13 protein-coding genes are annotated in these 16,967 nt (G+C 70.5%); 6 read left to right on the forward strand and 7 right to left on the reverse strand.

Annotated elements, in window-relative coordinates:
- Positions 1-128: 128 nt before the first annotated feature.
- Both OHS70_RS24195 and OHS70_RS24200 read right to left on the reverse strand, forming a co-directional pair.
- Positions 129-446, reverse strand: coding sequence for a heavy-metal-associated domain-containing protein (locus OHS70_RS24195; protein WP_328400425.1), 318 nt, complete (start codon positions 444-446; stop codon positions 129-131).
- A gap of 120 nt (positions 447-566) precedes the next feature.
- Entirely contained in the window at positions 567-1,244 is a 678-nt protein-coding gene (locus OHS70_RS24200; protein WP_328400427.1) for a TetR/AcrR family transcriptional regulator, read from the reverse strand.
- Between the two features lie 162 nt (positions 1,245-1,406).
- On the opposite strand from OHS70_RS24200, the gene OHS70_RS24205 reads away from it, so the two are divergent.
- The gene (locus tag OHS70_RS24205; protein ID WP_328400429.1) at positions 1,407-3,710 is read left to right on the forward strand and encodes an MMPL family transporter; all 2,304 of its coding nucleotides are present in this window, start codon (positions 1,407-1,409) and stop codon (positions 3,708-3,710) included.
- A gap of 60 nt (positions 3,711-3,770) precedes the next feature.
- Here OHS70_RS24205 and OHS70_RS24210 read toward each other — a convergent pair whose 3' ends face one another.
- Together OHS70_RS24210 and OHS70_RS24215 are read right to left on the reverse strand one after the other, a co-directional pair.
- Entirely contained in the window at positions 3,771-3,965 is a 195-nt protein-coding gene (locus OHS70_RS24210; RefSeq protein ID WP_328400431.1) for a helix-turn-helix transcriptional regulator, read from the reverse strand.
- 277 nt (positions 3,966-4,242) lie between these two features.
- Complete coding sequence (locus OHS70_RS24215) at positions 4,243-5,154, reverse strand: sugar phosphate isomerase/epimerase family protein (protein ID WP_328405865.1); 912 nt, start codon at positions 5,152-5,154, stop codon at positions 4,243-4,245.
- 134 nt (positions 5,155-5,288) lie between these two features.
- Here OHS70_RS24215 and iolC point away from each other — a divergent pair, with 134 nt between their 5' ends.
- The 5 genes from iolC to mmsA are packed head-to-tail and all read left to right on the forward strand — an operon-like array spanning position 5,289 to position 11,626.
- Positions 5,289-6,518, forward strand: a complete 1,230-nt coding sequence (iolC, locus tag OHS70_RS24220) for a 5-dehydro-2-deoxygluconokinase (protein ID WP_328400433.1) — start codon at positions 5,289-5,291, stop codon at positions 6,516-6,518.
- On the forward strand, positions 6,515-7,399 hold the full coding sequence (locus OHS70_RS24225; protein WP_328400435.1) for a Cgl0159 family (beta/alpha)8-fold protein: 885 nt from the start codon (positions 6,515-6,517) through the stop codon (positions 7,397-7,399). Before iolC ends, OHS70_RS24225 begins: the two co-directional genes overlap by 4 nt.
- 17 nt (positions 7,400-7,416) lie before the next feature.
- Positions 7,417-8,241, forward strand: a complete 825-nt coding sequence (gene iolB / locus OHS70_RS24230; protein ID WP_328400438.1) for a 5-deoxy-glucuronate isomerase — start codon at positions 7,417-7,419, stop codon at positions 8,239-8,241.
- The gene (gene iolD, locus OHS70_RS24235) at positions 8,238-10,115 is read left to right on the forward strand and encodes a 3D-(3,5/4)-trihydroxycyclohexane-1,2-dione acylhydrolase (decyclizing) (protein ID WP_328400440.1); all 1,878 of its coding nucleotides are present in this window, start codon (positions 8,238-8,240) and stop codon (positions 10,113-10,115) included. The genes iolB and iolD overlap by 4 nt, the downstream gene beginning before the upstream one ends.
- 11 nt (positions 10,116-10,126) lie before the next feature.
- Positions 10,127-11,626: a CoA-acylating methylmalonate-semialdehyde dehydrogenase gene (mmsA, locus tag OHS70_RS24240; protein WP_328400442.1), complete on the forward strand. Its 1,500-nt coding sequence runs from the start codon at positions 10,127-10,129 to the stop codon at positions 11,624-11,626.
- Positions 11,627-12,722: 1,096 nt separating this feature from the next.
- Here mmsA and OHS70_RS24245 read toward each other — a convergent pair.
- The 3 genes from OHS70_RS24245 to OHS70_RS24255 form a co-directional block, all read right to left on the reverse strand.
- Positions 12,723-13,889 (reverse strand): beta-propeller fold lactonase family protein, encoded by a 1,167-nt coding sequence (locus OHS70_RS24245; RefSeq protein ID WP_328400444.1) that lies wholly within the window; start codon positions 13,887-13,889, stop codon positions 12,723-12,725.
- 347 nt (positions 13,890-14,236) lie between these two features.
- A complete protein-coding gene (locus OHS70_RS24250) occupies positions 14,237-15,406 on the reverse strand; it encodes a YVTN family beta-propeller repeat protein (protein WP_328400445.1) in 1,170 nt (389 codons plus the stop codon).
- 347 nt (positions 15,407-15,753) lie between these two features.
- Positions 15,754-16,917, reverse strand: coding sequence for a beta-propeller fold lactonase family protein (locus tag OHS70_RS24255; protein ID WP_328400447.1), 1,164 nt, complete (start codon positions 16,915-16,917; stop codon positions 15,754-15,756).
- Positions 16,918-16,967 lie beyond the last annotated feature (50 nt).

The following is a 16,967-nucleotide window of genomic DNA, read 5'->3' on the forward strand; positions in this document are numbered from 1 at the left end:
CCGCCCGTGCATCCGCGGGTTCGGTGGCGCTCAGGCGTGGCGGGCGGGCTCGGGTCCGGCTTCGATCGTGGGCGCTGGGCGCTGGGCGCGGGGCTCGGGCAGGGCAGGGCGGGAGGCGGAGGGCAGGCTCAGGCTGTGCCGGCCAGCTCGTAGCCGGCCTCGTCCACGGCGGCGCGCACGTCCGCCTCGTCGACCGGGGCGTCGGAGACCACGGTGACCAGGCCGGTCGCGGCCGTGGCCGTCACGGACGTGACCCCGGCGATCGCGGAGATCTCGCTGCTGACGGCGCCCTCGCAGTGCCCGCAGGTCATGCCGGTCACCCGGTAGACGACGGTGACGCCGCCGGCCTGCCCGCCGGACGGCCCGTGGTGTCCGGTGCCGTTCGAGGAGCAGCACGAGCCGGTCGTCCCCGCAGTCTCGATCCCGGTCTTCGTCTCGGCGGTCATCGCGCTCTCCTCTTCCTGTGGACCTGGCGAGGCCATGGTGCACCAGTGGGCCGGGGGCTCCGTGGCTTCCCGGCATCCTGATTTTATACCCCTAGGGGGTATTGGTCGAACGCGGGTAGGTCAGGCAGGCCTCAGGGCGTCGCCGAGGATCGGGTCGAGATAGCGGAGCAGGACCTTCTTCAGTTCATCGGTGTACGCCGCACGCTGCGCGCCCTCGTGGGCCATGACCAGCTCCAGTCCCCCCTTGAAGATCACGAAGATCATCGTCGAGACCCGGGCGATCTCGTCGGCGGGTGTGTCGGGCAGGTAGCCCGACATCAGTGTCTCGATCCGTTCGAGCAGGCCCAGGTGGACGGTGGTGAACTCGTCGGTGATCTGTCCCGGGGTGTCGGGGCCGTGCATCAGGACCGCGAAGGCGGGGTTCTGCTGGTTGAAGTCGATGAGCGGGTCCAGTACGGCATCCAGCAGCTCTTCGAGCGGGAGGTCGAGGGCGGCCGCGTTCAGGGCCTCGCCGTGGGACTCGCGCCACTGGTGCAGCAGGCGGCCGCCGAGCTCGACGGCGATGGCCTCCTTGTTCGGGAAGAACTGGTACAGGGTGCCGGGGGAGACGCCGGCCTCGCGGGCGATGGCGTTGGTGCTGGCTGCCGTGTATCCCGTCGTGCAGAAGACGCTGGCCGCGGCGTCGAGGAGCTGGGCGATGCGGCGCTCGCCGCGGGCCTGGCGCCGGCGCGGCCGGCCCGCGGCCGGCCCGGTGTCCTGGCTGCTCGGCGTGTGCTCCGGCTTCGTCGGCTCCGGCACGTGAAATCCCCAGCTTCCTTGCGCAGTTGACAAACACGAGTAACCGCTCGCATTCTTTGGTTATGCGAGTGATGACTCGTGTTTGCCAGTCTATGGCAATGGTCGGCCCATGCTGCCTGCCGTGAAGCCTGCGCATGGGCACGGTGAAGGGGACACCGCATCATGTCCGAAGTCAACAGCTCGCCGCGGCTGGGGGGATGGACCCGCTTCGTCACGGCGAGGCCGCGTCTGGCGCTGCTGACCGCCCTGGTCCTGACCGCGCTCGCCGTGTTCGCCGGCAGCGGGGTCGCCGACCGGATGGGCGCCGGAGGCTGGCAGGATCCGGCAGCCGAGTCGAGCTATGCCACCGAGGCCCTGGAGCGGGAGTTCCCTGCCTCCCAGCCGAATCTCCTGCTCCTCGTCGACGCCGGCCGGGCGGGTGTGGACGACCCGTCGGTCGTCGCCGAGGCCGGCCGCCTGGTGAGCAGACTCTCCGCCGAGGAGGGCGTCACGGGTGTCGGGTCGTACTGGCAGACCAAGGCGCCCGCCCTGCGCGCCGAGGACGGACGCCAGGCGCTGATCGCGGCCCGCGTCGAGGGCGACGAGAAGACCACGTCCGAAACGCTGAAGCGGATGGCCCCGGACTACCGGGGCGCGCACGGCCCGCTGAAGGTCTCGATCGGCGGCCCGGTCGCCGTCCAGCAGGAGATGACGGAGACGATCCAGGAGGACCTGCTCCGGGCGGAGCTGATCGCCCTGCCGATCACGCTGGTGCTGCTGGTCATGGTCTTCGGCAGCGCGGTCGCGGCGCTGCTGCCGCTGGGTGTCGGCATCATCGCCATCCTGGGGACGAACGCCGTGCTGCGGGGCATCACCGAGTTCGCCGACGTCTCGGTCTTCGCGCAGAACCTCACCACGGCGCTGGGGCTCGGACTCGCCATCGACTACGCCCTGTTCATCGTGCGCAGATTCCGCGAGGAACTGTCCGCGGGAAGGGAGGTGCGCGAAGCGGTCGGAGCGACTCTGCGCACCGCGGGCCGTACCGTCCTCTTCTCCGCCCTGACCGTGGCGGTGTCCCTGGCCGCGATGCTGGTCTTCCCGCAGTACTTCCTGAGGTCGTTCGCCTATGCGGGCATCGCCGTCGTACTGCTCGCGGCCCTCGCCGCACTGATCTTGCTGCCCGCGGCGCTGATGCTCCTCGGCCATCGGGTCAACGCGCTGGACCTGCGCCGTCTGTTCGGGCGCGGTCGCGGACGTGAGGGCGCCGCAGATGACCCGGCGGCTGCGAAGTCCGGCGCGGGCTGGGCCCGGGTCGCCGCTGTGGTGATGCGCCGGGCCCCGCTGTTCGCCATCGGTACGGTCGGCGCCCTGGTGCTGCTCGGACTGCCCTTCCTGGGCGTGAAGTTCGGCACCCCCGACGACCGTCAGTTGCCGCCCACCGCCGAGTCCCACGTCGTCCAGCAGCAGATACGGGACGGCTTCCCCGGCAGCCCCACCGGCGGACTCGAAGTGATCACCGAGCGCGCCGGAGCCTCGGGGGCCGCGCCGACACCCGCCCAGTACGCGCAGTACCGCGAGCGCATCTCGGCCCTGCCGGAGGTGGTGCGCGTCGACGGACCCGTCGTCTCCGGCGCCTTCGCCTACTTCACCGTGCTGCCCGAGGGCGAGGCCGTGGGCGAGCAGGCGCAGCGGCTCGTGCACGAGCTGCGCGATGTGCCGGCCCCGTTCGAGACATCGGTGACCGGAAGAGCCGCGGTGCTGGAGGACTCCAAGAACGCCATCGCGGATCGGCTGCCTCTGGCGCTCGGGATCATCGTTGTGGCGACACTCCTGCTGGTCTTCCTGCTCAGTGGCAGCGTGCTGATCCCGCTCCAGGCGGTCGTGCTCAACGCGCTCAGTCTGACGGCGATGTTCGGGGCCGTCGTCTGGGTCTTCCAGGACGGCCATCTCTCCGGACTGCTCGCCTTCACCTCCACCGGGGACATCGAGACCACCCTGCCCGTGCTCATGTTCTGCATCGCCTTCGGGCTCTCGATGGACTACGGCGTCTTCCTGCTCTCCAGGATCAAGGAGGAGTACGACCGCTCCGGCGACCACGAGCAGGCCGTACGGTTCGGGCTGCAGCGCACCGGCGGGCTGATCACCGCGGCGGCCGTGATCCTCGCGGTGGTGATGGTGGGCATAGGCACCTCGCGGGTGACCAACACCAAGATGCTCGGCCTCGGCATCGCGCTCGCCGTGCTGATGGACGCCATGGTGGTGCGCAGCCTGCTGGTCCCCTCGGTGATGAAGCTGATGGGCAGGTCGACCTGGTGGGCGCCGCGGCCGTTGCGCCGCTTCCATGAGCGGTTCGGGCTCAGCGAGGGGGAGGCGGCAGCTCATTCCGGGGAGGCAGGGAAGAGTGGAGCGGAGCCGCACGCGGCCCAGGGGCCGACAGCGGAAGCGACCGCGACAGAGACGGCGGACCGGGACCCGGCCGGGGTGTGATCCCGCGAGGGCGGTGATGCGCCGGGCCCCGCACCGCCGGGTGTGGGGCCCGCCCGCTCGTTACCGACGGCCCCGGTTTCCGGGACGGTTGGCGACCCAGAGGCGGATCGTGTCCGCGTACCAGTAGGGCTTGCCTGCCTCCACATGGTCGGGTGGCGGAAGAAGGCCGTGTTTGCGGTAGGAACGGACTGTTTCCGTCTGGACCTTGATGTGCGCGGCGATGTCCTTGTAGGACCAGAGCCTTCTGTCCGTCATCTGTGTGGCACCTTCCTGCGGGCGCGGCAGCGGCGGGCGGGATGCCGTCGGGGGATCGGCCGCCCGCACGCTGGCGATCACTGAGCCAATGCCAGTAGAACGATGCCGAGTCGCCGCAGGGGCCCGGCTGTTGAACGGCTGTGACAGAAGGGCCGCGTAATCGGGACAAGCGTGATCAGCCGACGACAACGGTGACAGATGTGACGCATGTGCCCCAGAGTCCTCGGCGGCCTCGGAGGGCCCGGCTCTGCCGGGTCGCTCCGGTGTCCCGCGCCGCTCAGAGGCCGCAGGAGCGCAGGAAGCCGCGGGTGCGTTCGGCGATCGGGAAGGGCCTGTCCGGCGGACACGGGTACATGTCCTGCTCCACGATGGCGAAGAGTTCGACACCCAGTGCCTGCGCCGCGGCCAGTACGGGCTCCAGTGCGGGCACCCCGGCCGGTGGCTCGCACATCACGCCCCGCCCGACCGCAGGCCCGAACGGCACCTCGTCCGCGACGACTTCGGCGAGGATCCGCGGATCGACCTGCTTGAGATGGAGATAGCCGATGCGCTCCCCGTACGTCTCGATCAGCTTGACGCTGTCGCCGCCGCAGTAGGCGTAGTGCCCGGTGTCCAGACAGAGCGAGACCAGGTCGGAGTCGGTGGCGTCCAGGAACCGGCTGACGTTCTCCTCGCTGTCGATATGGGTGTCCGCGTGCGGATGGACGACGATCTTCAGCCCGTACCGCTCGCGCACCTCCCGGCCCAGCCGTTCGGTCTGGGAGGTGAGATCACGCCACTGCGCGGCGCTGAGGGTGCGGTCCTCCAGCACCTCGCCGGTCTTGTCGTCGCGCCAGAAGGAAGGGATCACCACGAGATGCTCCGCACCCATCGCCCGGGTGAGCGCCGCGATGTCCGAGACATGCGCCCAGGTCTCGTCCCACACGGCAGCCCCGTGATGCAGCCCGGTGAAGACCGTCCCGGCCGAGACCTTCAGCCCGCGCCGGGAGGTCTCCTCGGCGAGGCGCACCGGATCGCTGGGGAGGTAGCCGTAGGGGCCGAGTTCGATCCACTCGTAGCCGGCCCGCGCGACCTCGTCGAGGAAGCGCTGCCAAGGGACTTGCCGCGAATCATCGGGAAACCACACCCCCCAGGAGTCGGGGGCCGAGCCGACCCGGATGCGGTTCAGGGCGGGGACGGAGGAGGTCATGCCGGTCAGCTTTCCGGCCATCGAAGAAAGGTGTCAAGGCTTGGTCCGAATGTAAGGACAAAATGTTGACAGGGTTCGGCGGGGAGGGCTAGACCTGGGTGCGGTGCAGCCGGCGTCGAACCGAAGGGACGCGCATGCCTCAGCCCTACGACGTGATCACGATGGGCCGGATCGGGGTGGACCTCTACCCGCTGCGCACCGGGGTCCCGTTGGCGCAGGCCGACACCTTCGGCAGATTCCTCGGCGGCTCCGCCACGAACGTCGCGGTCGCGGCGGCCAGGCTGGGCCGGCGGACGGCGGTGATCACCCGCACCGGGCAGGACGCATTCGGGGATTATCTCCACCAGGCCCTCAAGGAGTTCGGGGTCGACGACCGGTGGGTCACGCCCGTCGACGCGTATCCGACGCCGGTCACCTTCTGTGAGATCTTCCCGCCCGACGACTTTCCGCTCTACTTCTACCGGCAGCCCAAGGCACCCGATCTCGAGATCCGTGAGGACGAGCTGGACCTGGCTCAGGTGCGTGCCGCGCGCGTCTTCTGGGTGACCGGTACCGGGCTGTGTGCGCAGCCGAGCCGGTCGGCGACGCTGGCCGCGCTGGCCCACCGGGCGCGGGCCGGGACCACCGTCTTCGACCTCGACTGGCGCCCGATGTTCTGGGCGGACCCCGCGGCGGCACGGCCGTACTACACCGAGGCGCTGACGCATGCGACGGTCGCCGTCGGCAATCTCGAGGAGTGCGAGATCGCCACCGGGGAGCGCGAGCCGTACGCCGCGGCGCAGGCGCTGCTGGCGGCGGGGGCCGAGCTCGCCGTCGTCAAGCAGGGCCCCAAGGGCGTCCTGGCCGTCCACCGCGACGGAAACCGGGCCGAGGTCCCGCCGGTCCCGGTGGATGTCGTGAACGGGCTCGGCGCGGGAGACGCGTTCGGCGGGGCACTGTGCCATGGGCTGCTCGCGGGCTGGGGGTTGGAGCGCGTGATGCGGTACGCGAACGCGGCGGGGGCGATCGTGGCGGCGCGGCTGGCGTGCTCGAGCGCGATGCCGTACGCCCAGGAGGTCGAGGACGTCCTCGCGGGCGGCCCGCCCCCACCGGACCCGAGCCGCCCCGGCCGCACGGACCACCCGGTGCGGAGCACCGCAGCTCCCCGCGCCACGGACTCCGCCGGTACGGGGCGGACCCCGCTCGCCGACCCGGCCGGAGCGGGGCAGGCCGCGCCCGCCTCCCCCGCACCGGACACCGACCCCGCACCGGACACCGACCGGGTGCGGGACGCCGGGGCCGCCTCCGCGGGAGGCCGGGGCGGCGGGGCGCGGCCCGGTCCGCAGGCCGGTGACAGCGGCGGGGCAGGAGGGGCGGGGTCGTGAGCCGTGTCGACATCGGCGAGCTCGTCGGGATCCGGACCCGGCATCCCGAAGCCGTGGCGGAGGCCGCCGGACGCCGGCGCCGGCGGCCCGGACTCGTCGGCGACAACGGCCGGCTGATGATCATCGCGGCCGACCACCCGGCCCGCGGCGCACTCGCCGTCGGTGACCGCCCGCTCGCCATGGCCAACCGCCTCGACCTGCTGGAGCGGCTCTGCCTCGCGCTCTCGCGCCCCGGTGTGGACGGCGTCCTCGCCACCGCCGACATACTCGACGACCTGCTCCTCCTCGGTGCCCTCGAGAACAAGGTCGTCATGGGCTCGATGAACCGCGGCGGCCTCGCCGGAGCCGCCTTCGAGCTGGACGACCGGTTCACCGGGCACCGCGCCCGCGACCTGGAACGGCTCGGCTTCGACGCCGGCAAGCTCCTGCTGCGTATCGACTACGACGACCCGGCGTCCCTCGACACCTTGGACGCAGCGGCCCGGGCCGTCGACGAGATGGCCGAGCGTCAGCTTCCCGTCTTCATCGAGCCGTTCATCTGTCACCGGATCGACGGACGACTCCGCAATGATCTCGGCGCCGAAGCCGTCACCCGGTCCATCGCCATAGCGTCCGGACTGGCCGGCACCTCCGCGTACAGCTGGCTGAAAGTGCCCGTCACCGACGATCCGGACGATATGCAGGCAGTGATGGAGACCTCCACCCTCCCGGCGGTGCTCCTCGGGGGCGATATAGGGGACGACCAGGACTCCGCCTACGAGAAGTGGCGGGGCGCGCTGCAACTGCCCACCGTCCAGGGACTGGTGGTGGGCCGTTCGCTGCTCTATCCGGCCGACGGGGATGTCGCCGGTGCGGTCGACACGGCCGTCGGACTGCTGTGAGGGTGTAGGGAGAGGGCATGAGCGAGAAGAAGCTGCACGGTCTCCACCTTCGCGCGGGGAGCACGGCGGACGGCCCGTATGCGCTGCGCATCGCCCCCGCACAGGCCGGCTGGGACTATGCCGGCCTGCGTGTGCTGGAGCTTGAGCCGGGCGGGTCGCACCTGCTGAAGGCCGGTGACAGCGAGTGGATCGTGCTCCCGCTCAGCGGAGGTTGCACCGTGCACACCCAGGACGGAATCTTTGAACTGCACGGCAGAGAAAGCGTGTTCGGCGGAGTGAGCGACTTCGCCTATGTACCGCGTGATGCCCGTGCCCAGATCGCCTCCGGCGTGGGAGGCCGCTTCGCCCTGGCAGGAGCGAAGTGCGAGCGCCGACTCCCCGCTCGCTACGGCCCCGCGCCGGAGGTTCCCGTCGAGGCCCGCGGCAGCGGCATCCAGGCGCGCGAGGTGCACAACTTCGCCGCGGCCGGCGCCTTCGCCTGCGACCGCCTGATCGCCGTCGAGGTCATCACGCCCGGCGGCCACTGGTCCTCCTATCCGCCGCACAAGCACGACGAGCACCGCCCCGGCGAGGAGAGCGAGCTGGAGGAGATCTACTACTTCGAGATCGACCGCGGAGGCGTGGGCTACCAGCGCATCTCCCCCTCCCGGCCCGGCGGCGCCGATCTGCTCGCAGAGGTCCGCACCGGTGACGCGGTCCTTGTCCCCGACGGCTGGCACGGCCCGTCGATCGCCGAACCCGGCCGCCCCATGTACTACCTCAATGTGATGGCGGGCCCGGGCGCCGAGCGTGAATGGCTCATCCGCTTCCACCCCGACCACACCGCGGAGGGCTACCGATGAACACACGACGCCTCACCACGGCCCAGGCGCTCGTCGCCTTCCTCGCCCGCCAGTACACCGAGCGCGACGGCCGGCGCCGGCGGCTGATCGGCGCCACCTGGGGCATCTTCGGCCACGGCAATGTGGCCGGCATCGGCCAGGCGCTGCTGGAGTCGGAGGCGGACATGCCCTTCGTCCAGGGCCGCAACGAACAGGCCATGGTCCACGCCGCAGTCGGCTACGCCCGCCAGTCCCGCCGGCTCTCCACCCACGCCGTGACCACCTCCATCGGCCCCGGTGCCACCAACATGGTCACCGGCGCCGCCCTCGCCACCGTCAACCGGCTGCCGGTCCTGCTGCTGCCGGGTGATGTTTTCGCGACCCGCCCCGCCGATCCGGTCCTCCAGCAGCTGGAGGTGCCGTACGCGGGAGATGTGTCGGTCAATGACGCGCTGCGCCCGGTGTCCCGGTACTTCGACCGCATCACCCGCCCCGAGGCACTGATCCCGGCCGCGCTCCAGGCGATGCGGGTGCTCACCGACCCCGCCGAGACTGGCGCGGTCACGCTCGCGCTCCCGCAGGACGTGCAGGCCGAGGCGTACGACTGGCCGGAGGAGTTCTTCACCGACCGGGTGTGGCCGGTGCGCCGGCCGCGGGCCGACGCCGATGCGCTCACCGAACTGGCACAGGCGGTGCGGTCCGCCCGCCGCCCCCTGATCGTCGCGGGCGGCGGCGTCCACCACAGCGAGGCCGAACAGGCGCTGCGCGACTTCGCCGGCGCCACCGGCATCCCCGTCGCCTCCACCCAGGCCGGCAAGGGCTCGCTGCCCCACGACCATCCCTGCGACGTCGGCGGCATCGGCCACACCGGCACCGCCACCGCCGACGAGCTGGCCCGCACCGCGGACCTCGTGATCGGCGTCGGCACGCGCTGGTCCGACTTCACCACCGCCTCCTCGACGCTGTTCGCCGATCCGGCGGTCCGTTTCGCCAACATCAACATCACCGGCTTCGACGCCCGCAAGATGTCCGGGCTCTCCGTGGTCGCGGACGCACGCGGCGCGCTGGAGGAGCTCACCGCCGCGCTGGGCGGCGCCCACCGCGTCGACCCCGCGTACGCGCAGGAGTACAGCGACGGCAAGGAGCACTGGGAGCAACTTGTCGACGCCGCGTACGAGAGCGGCGACCCGGACGCCCGCCCCACCCAGACCCAGGTCCTCGGCGCGCTGGACACCCTCGTCACCGGCGACGACATCCTCATCAACGCGGCCGGCTCCCTCCCCGGTGACCTGCACAAACTGTGGCGCACCCGCTCGGCGGACCAGTACCACGTCGAGTACGGCTACTCCTGCATGGGCTACGAGATCCCGGCCGCCATCGGCGTCGCCATGGCCGCGCCAGGCCGCCCCGTCTGGGCCCTGGTCGGCGACGGCACGTATCTGATGAACCCCACCGAGATCGTCACCGCCGTCCAGGAGAACATCCCCCTCAAGATGGTGATCCTGCAGAACCATGGGTACGCCTCCATCGGGGGCCTCTCAGAGGCTGTCGGTGCGGAGCGCTTCGGCACCGCGTACCGCCACAGGGCCCCCGACCTGACCTACACCGGAGCCCCGCTGCCGGTCGACCTGGCGGCCAACGCCGCCTCCCTCGGGATGCGGGTGATCCGTGCCCGGACCCTGCGTGACCTGCGCGAAGCCCTCGCCGAGGCCCGTTCGGCGGACGCGGCCACATGTGTCTACGTCGAGACCGAAACGGCAGACACTGTGTCGGGCCCGCCCGGGGCACAGGCGTGGTGGGATGTTCCAGTGGCCGAGACCGCGGCCCGCCCGTCGGCGGTCAAGGCCCGCGAGGAGTACGACCGACAGGCCGTAGCCCGACGCCGCCATCTGTGAAGGAGCACGTAATGAAGACCGTCAACCACTGGATCGGTGGCAAGACCGTCGAGGGTGCGTCGGGCAACTGGGGCCCGGTCACCGACCCGGCGACCGGCGAGGTCACCACGGAGGTCGCCCTCGCCTCGGTGGAAGAGGTCGACGCGGCCGTGGCGGCGGCCAAGGAGGCGTACGAGGCCTGGGGCACGTCCTCGCTCGCGCAGCGCACGGCGGTCCTGTTCCGCTACCGCGCCCTGCTGGACGCACGCCGCGACGACATCGCGGCACTGATCACCGCCGAGCACGGCAAGGTGCACTCCGACGCGCTCGGCGAGGTCGCCCGCGGTCTGGAGATCGTCGAACTCGCCTGCGGTATCACCACCCAGCTCAAGGGTGAGCTGTCCACGCAGGTGTCCAACCGGGTCGATGTCGCGTCCATCCGCCAGCCGCTCGGCGTCGTCGCCGGCATCACCCCGTTCAACTTCCCGGCGATGGTGCCGATGTGGATGTTCCCGCTGGCGATCGCCTGCGGAAACACCTTCGTCCTCAAGCCGAGCGAGAAGGACCCCTCGGCCGCGAACCTGCTCGCCGAGCTGGCCGCCGAGGCCGGACTGCCCGACGGTGTGCTCAATGTCGTCCACGGCGACAAGGTCGCGGTCGACGCGCTCCTCGCGCACCCGGACGTCGCCGCGGTCTCCTTCGTCGGGTCCACCCCGATCGCGCGCTACATCCACACCACCGCCTCCGCGAAGGGCAAGCGCGTCCAGGCGCTCGGAGGCGCGAAGAACCACATGCTGGTCCTGCCCGACGCGGACCTGGACGCGGCCGCGGACGCCGCGGTCTCGGCGGCGTACGGCTCGGCGGGCGAGCGCTGCATGGCGATCTCCGCGGTCGTCGCGGTCGGGCACATCGCAGACGAGCTGGTCGAGAAGATCCGCGAGCGCGCCGAGAAGATCAAGATCGGCCCGGGCGACGACCCGGCGTCCGAGATGGGCCCCCTGATCACCAAGGCCCACCGCGACAAGGTCGCCTCGTACGTGACGGGCGCGGCGGCCCAGGGCGCCGAGGTGGTCCTGGACGGCACGGGTCACACGGTCGACGGCTTCGAGGACGGCCACTGGATCGGCCTGTCGCTGCTCGACAAGGTCTCCACCGACTCCGATGCCTACCGTGACGAGATCTTCGGCCCGGTGCTGTGCGTGCTGCGCACGGAGACGTACGAGGAGGGTGTGGCGCTGATCAACGCCTCCCCGTTCGGCAACGGCACGGCCGTCTTCACCCGCGACGGCGGCGCGGCCCGCCGCTTCCAGCTGGAGGTCCAGGCCGGCATGGTCGGCGTGAACGTGCCGATCCCGGTGCCGGTCGGCTACCACTCCTTCGGTGGCTGGAAGGACTCGCTCTTCGGCGACCACCACATCTACGGCAACGACGGCGTGCACTTCTACACCCGCGGCAAGGTCGTCACGACCCGCTGGCCGGACCCGTCCGAGGGGCACCTCGGCGTGGACCTGGGCTTCCCGCGCAACCACTGACCCGGGCCCAGGGCCGGGCGGCCCGCACGGACACCTGTCCGTGCGGGCCGCATGGGTTTCAGTGCCATGTCTACGGATTGCCTGGGACCGTCACCGTGGGTCCCTGGACGATGAAGGTGTCGATGGGGCCGGCAGGGCCTGTTGCGCCCGTCGGGCCGGTCGGGCCTGTGGGGCCGGTGTCTCCCGTGGGTCCGGTTGTGCCGGTTCCGGTCGGTCCGGTCGGTCCGGTGGAGCCTGTGTCGCCGGCGGGGCCGGTGGGTCCCGTGGGTCCGGTGGGTCCGGTTGTGCCGGTTCCGGCCGGTCCGGTCGGTCCGGTGGAGCCCGTCGGTCCGGCGGGGCCAGTGGGTCCGGTTGTGCCGGTTCCGGCAGGGCCTGTTGCGCCTGTTGCGCCTGTTGCGCCTGTTGCGCCTGTCGGGCCGGTGGGACCGGCGGGTCCGGTGGGTCCCGTGGGCCCGGTCGCACCGTTCCCGGGCCCGGTCGGGCCGGTCACTCCGGCGGGTCCCGTGGGGCCGGTCGGTCCGGTTGTGCCGGTTCCGGTCGGGCCGGTCACTCCGGCGGGTCCCGTGGGGCCGGTCGGTCCGGTTGTGCCGGTTCCGGTCGGGCCGGTGGGCCCGGTCGGGCCTGTGGGCCCGGTCGGGCCTGTGGGTCCGGTGGGACCTGTGGCTCCGGTGCGACCCGGTTTGCACTTGTCGCTTCCACGGTCGGCGGCCGGGCCGGATTTCTTGGGCTTCGGGCACTTGTCCTTGTCTGCACGTGGCGTTGCCACGCTCTCGCGGGGGGCCGTTTCCGCGGGCCGCAAGGTCGCGGCTGCCGGATTCGTGATTCCCATGAGCACAAGAGCGAGCGACGCGATCGCGCCCCCGCTCAGCCAGGCTCTCCGTCGAGGAAGTGGCCCCAGGGCGGACCGTGATGTGCGATCAGAGTTCATGCTCTGCTCCTGATTCTTCGGAACGGACCGGTCACCGGTGAGGTGCGGCGACCGCTGAGAACGTCACCTCCCGGCTGCCTTGCCAAGGTGCGCCGGGGTGGGCGGGTCGAGCACGTCCGGGGAGGTTCGGTCGATGGCGACCATCGGCGGGCTCTGGGGGCGCGGAACCTACGGTGTGGTGTCGGCGCAGACGGCGTAGGGAGTGAAGGTGATGTCCTCGGCGGTCTGGTTGGTCAGGGACACTTCCCAGGAGTTGTCGACCGGCCGGCTGGCGAGGTCGTTCGGCGGCGGGCCGGTGAGCTGGGCACCCCCGCCGGTGAGGAGACTTCCCGGGGGGCAGGTCGCCGTCGATGACGCCGGCACCGTCCCGATCGCCACACCGAACGGAACGCTGCCGACGGGGATGGTGGTGGTGACGGTGTTGGTGGCTGTGTCGATCACCGAGACGTTGTTCGAGCTGAAGTTGGGGACGTAGGCGAAGGCCCCGTCGGGGGTGATCGCCACCAGCGCGGGGTTGGCGCCGACGGGGATGGTGGTGGTGACGGTGTTGGTGGCTGTGTCGATCACCGAGACGTTGTTCGAGCTGGAGTTGGGGACGTAGGCGAAGGCCCCGTCGGGGGTGATCGCCACACCGAACGGATCGGTGCCGACGGGGACGGTGGTGGTCACGGTGTTGGTGGTGGTGTCGATCACCGAGACGTTGTCCGAGCCGAAGTTGGTGGCGTAGGCGAAGGCCCCGTTGGGGGTGATCGCCACTCCCGCGGGGTTGGTGCCGACGGGGATGGTGGTGGTGACGGTGTTGGTGGCGGTGTCGATCACCGAGACGTCGTTCGAGGTGAAGTTGGTGACGTAGGCGAAGGCCCCGTTTGGGGTGATCGCTACCTCCTCGGGACCGCCGCCGCCGGGGATGGTGGTGGTGACGGTGTTGGTGGCGGTGTCGATCACCGAGACGTCGTTCGAGCCGTTGTTGGCGACGTAGGCGCGGCTGCCGTCGGGGGTGACCGCCACACCCCGGGGGGCAGCCCCGACGGGGATGGTGGTGGTGACGGTGTTGGTGGTGGTGTCGATCACCGACACGTTGCCCGAGCCGTTGTTGGTGACGTAGAGGCGTTTGCCATCGGGCGTGAGTGCCGTATTCAGAGGGTCGGTGCCGACGGGGATGGTGGTGGTGACGGTGTTGGTGGTGGTGTCGATCACCGAGACGCTGTCCGAACCGAAGTTGGCGATGTAGGCGAAAGTTCCGCCCTGGGCGGCCGCGGCGGGTGTGGCCGTGGCGAGAGGGAGGGCCAGGCCCGCCAGCACGGCCAGTCCCGCCATCCAGGCCCGGACCAGCACCCACCAAGAGCCCCTGCCCCCGCGACGTCGCCCTGTACTTCCGCGCCCTGACCCCTGCATTACTGCGATCCCCGACATGAAGACCTCCCGTACCGCAGTCAGACCGCGGTGCGTCTGATTGCTCGAAAACGATCCCGGCGACTGATGACCTGTCACGGATGTGCGGATCGCCGCCCGTGGCGCTGATGAGCGCCACGCCCGACGCTAAGTGCGGTGATCACCGCGCGGGCGCTGGAGATCACGGATGGGGCCGTACGGACGACTCGAATCCCCTCTTCCGGCCCCGTTCTCCTCGGCCGCGTGGCACGGTCGGAGTGGTGAGGTCGGACCGAGGACGAATGCCGCTCCTACGGTGTGGTGTCGGCGCAGACCGCGTAGGGAGTGAAGGTGATGTCCTCGCCGGTCTGGTTGGTCAGGGACACTTCCCAGGAGTCGTCGACCGGTCGGCTGGCGAGGTCGTTCGGCGGCGGGCCGGTGAGCTGGGCACCCCCGCCGGTGAGGAGACTCCCCGGAGGGCAGGTCGCCGTCGACGACGCGGGGACGGTCCCGATCGCCACGCCGACGGGTTGGTCGCCGACGGGGACGGTGGTGGTGACGGTGTTGGTGGCTGTGTCGATCACCGAGACGGTGTCGGCGAACTGGTTGGTGACGTAGGCGAAGGCGCCGTCGGGGGTGATCGCCACACCCGTGGGGGCGTCACCGACGGGGACGGTGGCGGTGACGGTGTTGGTGGCGGTGTCGATCACCGAGACGCTGTCCGAGACGCCGCTGTTGGCGACGTAGGCGAAGGCCCCGTCGGGCGTGATCGCCACGCCTTGGGGATTGATGCCGACGGGGATGGTGGTGGTGACGGTGTTGGTGGTGGTGTCGATCACCGAGACGTTGCCCGAGATGAGGTTGGTGACGTAGGCGAAGGCCCCGTCGGGGGTGATAGCCACACCGATCGGGAGGTCGCCGACGGGGATGGTGGTGGTGACGGTGTTGGTGGTGGTGTCGATCACCGCCACGTTGTCGTCGTTGCTGCTGGTGATGTAGGCGCGGGTGCCGTCGGGCGTGAACGCCAGGCCTAGGGGACTGTCGCCGACGGGGATGGTGGTGGTGACGGTGTTGGTGGCGGTGTCGATCACCGAGACGTTGTCCGAGCCGCTGTTGGTGACGTAGGCGCGGGTGCCGTCGGGGGTGATGGCCAGGCCTTGGGGATTGGAGCCGACGGGGACGGTGTCGATGACGGTGTTGGTGGCGGTGTCGATCACCGAGACGTCGTTCGAGATGAAGTTGCCGACGTAGACGCGTTTGCTGTCGGGGGTGATGGCCAGGGCTCGGGGGAGAGTGCCGACGGGGACGGTGTCGATGACGGTGTTGGTGGCGGTGTCGATCACCGAGACGTCGTTCGAGGAGAAGTTGGCGACGTAGGCGAAGGTGCCGCCCTGGGCGGCCGCGGCGGGTGTGGCCATGGTGAGGGGGAGGGTCAGGCCCGCCAGCACGGCCAGTCCCGCCATCCAGGCCCGGACCAGCACCCACCAAGAGCCCCTGCCCCCGCGACTTCGCCCTGTACTTCCGCGCCCTGACCCCTGCAGTACTGCGATAACCGACATGAAGACCTCCCGTACCGCACTCACACGGAGGTGCGTCCGAGTGCTCGAAAACGATCCCGGCGACTGATGCCCCGTCATAAACGCGTGGGGGCGCCACCGCAGCGCTGATGAGCGCCGCGCCAGACGCTAAGTGCCGTGATCAGCGACCAGCCGCTGTGGATCACGGATAGGGCTGTACGGACGACGCGAATCCCCTCTTCCGGACCCGTTCCCCTCGGCCGCGTGGCACGGTCGGAGTGGTGAGGTCCGACCGAGGACGAATGCCGCTCCTACGGCGTGATGTCGGCGCAGACCGCGTAGGGCGTGAAGGTGATGTCCTCGCCGGTCTGGTTGAGCAGGGACACTTCCCACGAGTCGTCGACCGGCCGGCTGGTCGGGTTGTTCGGCGGTGGGCCGGTGAGCTGGAATCCGCCGCCTGTGAGAGGACTGCCCGGAGGGCACGTTGCTACCGAGGACGCAGGCACGGTCCCGATCTCTACACCGAAGGGGTCGGTGCCGACGGGCACAGTGGTGGTGACGGTGTTGCTGGCGGTGTCGATTACCGACGCGGTGTTCGAAGTTTGGTTGGCGACGTAGGCGCGCGTGCCGTCGGGGGTGATCGCCACACCTGTGGGGATGAGGCCGACAGGGATGGTGGTGGTGACGGTGTTGGTGGCGGTGTCGATCACCGACACACTGTTGGAGGACGAGTTGGACACGTAGGCGAAGGCGCCGTCGGGGGTGATAGCGACGGCCTGGGGTTGGCTGCCGACGGGCACGGTGGTGGTGACGGTGTTGGTGGTGGTGTCGATCACCGACACGTTGTTCGAGAGGGAGTTGGCCACGTAGGCGCGCGTGCCGTCGGGGGTGATCGCCGAACGCTGGGGGCCGGTGCCGACGGGGATGGTGGTGGTGACGGTGTTGGTGGCGGTGTCGATCACCGACACGTTGTTCGAGCCGAAGTTGGTGACGTAGGCGAAGGCCCCGTTGGGGGTGACTGCCACTTCCGCGGGGTTGGTGCCGACGGGGATGGTGGTGGTGACGGTGTTGGTGGCGGTGTCGATCACCGACACATTGTCGTCAAGGACGTTGGTGACGTAGGCGCGGGTGCCGTCGGGGGTGATCGCCACCCCGCGAGGTGAGTCGCCGACGGGGATGGGGGCCCCGATGAGGGTGTTGGTGGTGGTGTCGATCACTGACACGTTGTTCGAGTTTCGGATGGTCACGTAGGCGCGGGTGCCGTCGGGGGTGACCGCCACATTCTGGGGGTTGTCGCCAACGGGGATGGTGGTGGTGACGGTGTTGGTGGCGGTGTCGATCACCGACACCGTGTCGTCGCTCTGGTTGGCGACGTAGGCGAAAGTTCCGCCCTGGGCTGCGGCGGCGGGTGTGGCGAGGGTGACCGGGAGAGCCAGGCCCGCCAGCATCGCGAGACCCGCCACCCAGGCCCGCACCAACGTCCACCACGCCCCCCTGCCCCAGTGGCGTCGCCTTGCCCTCCCCG

The sequence above is a fragment of the Streptomyces sp. NBC_00390 genome (assembly GCF_036057275.1).
In the GTDB taxonomy this organism is placed as follows: Bacteria; Actinomycetota; Actinomycetes; order Streptomycetales; family Streptomycetaceae; genus Streptomyces.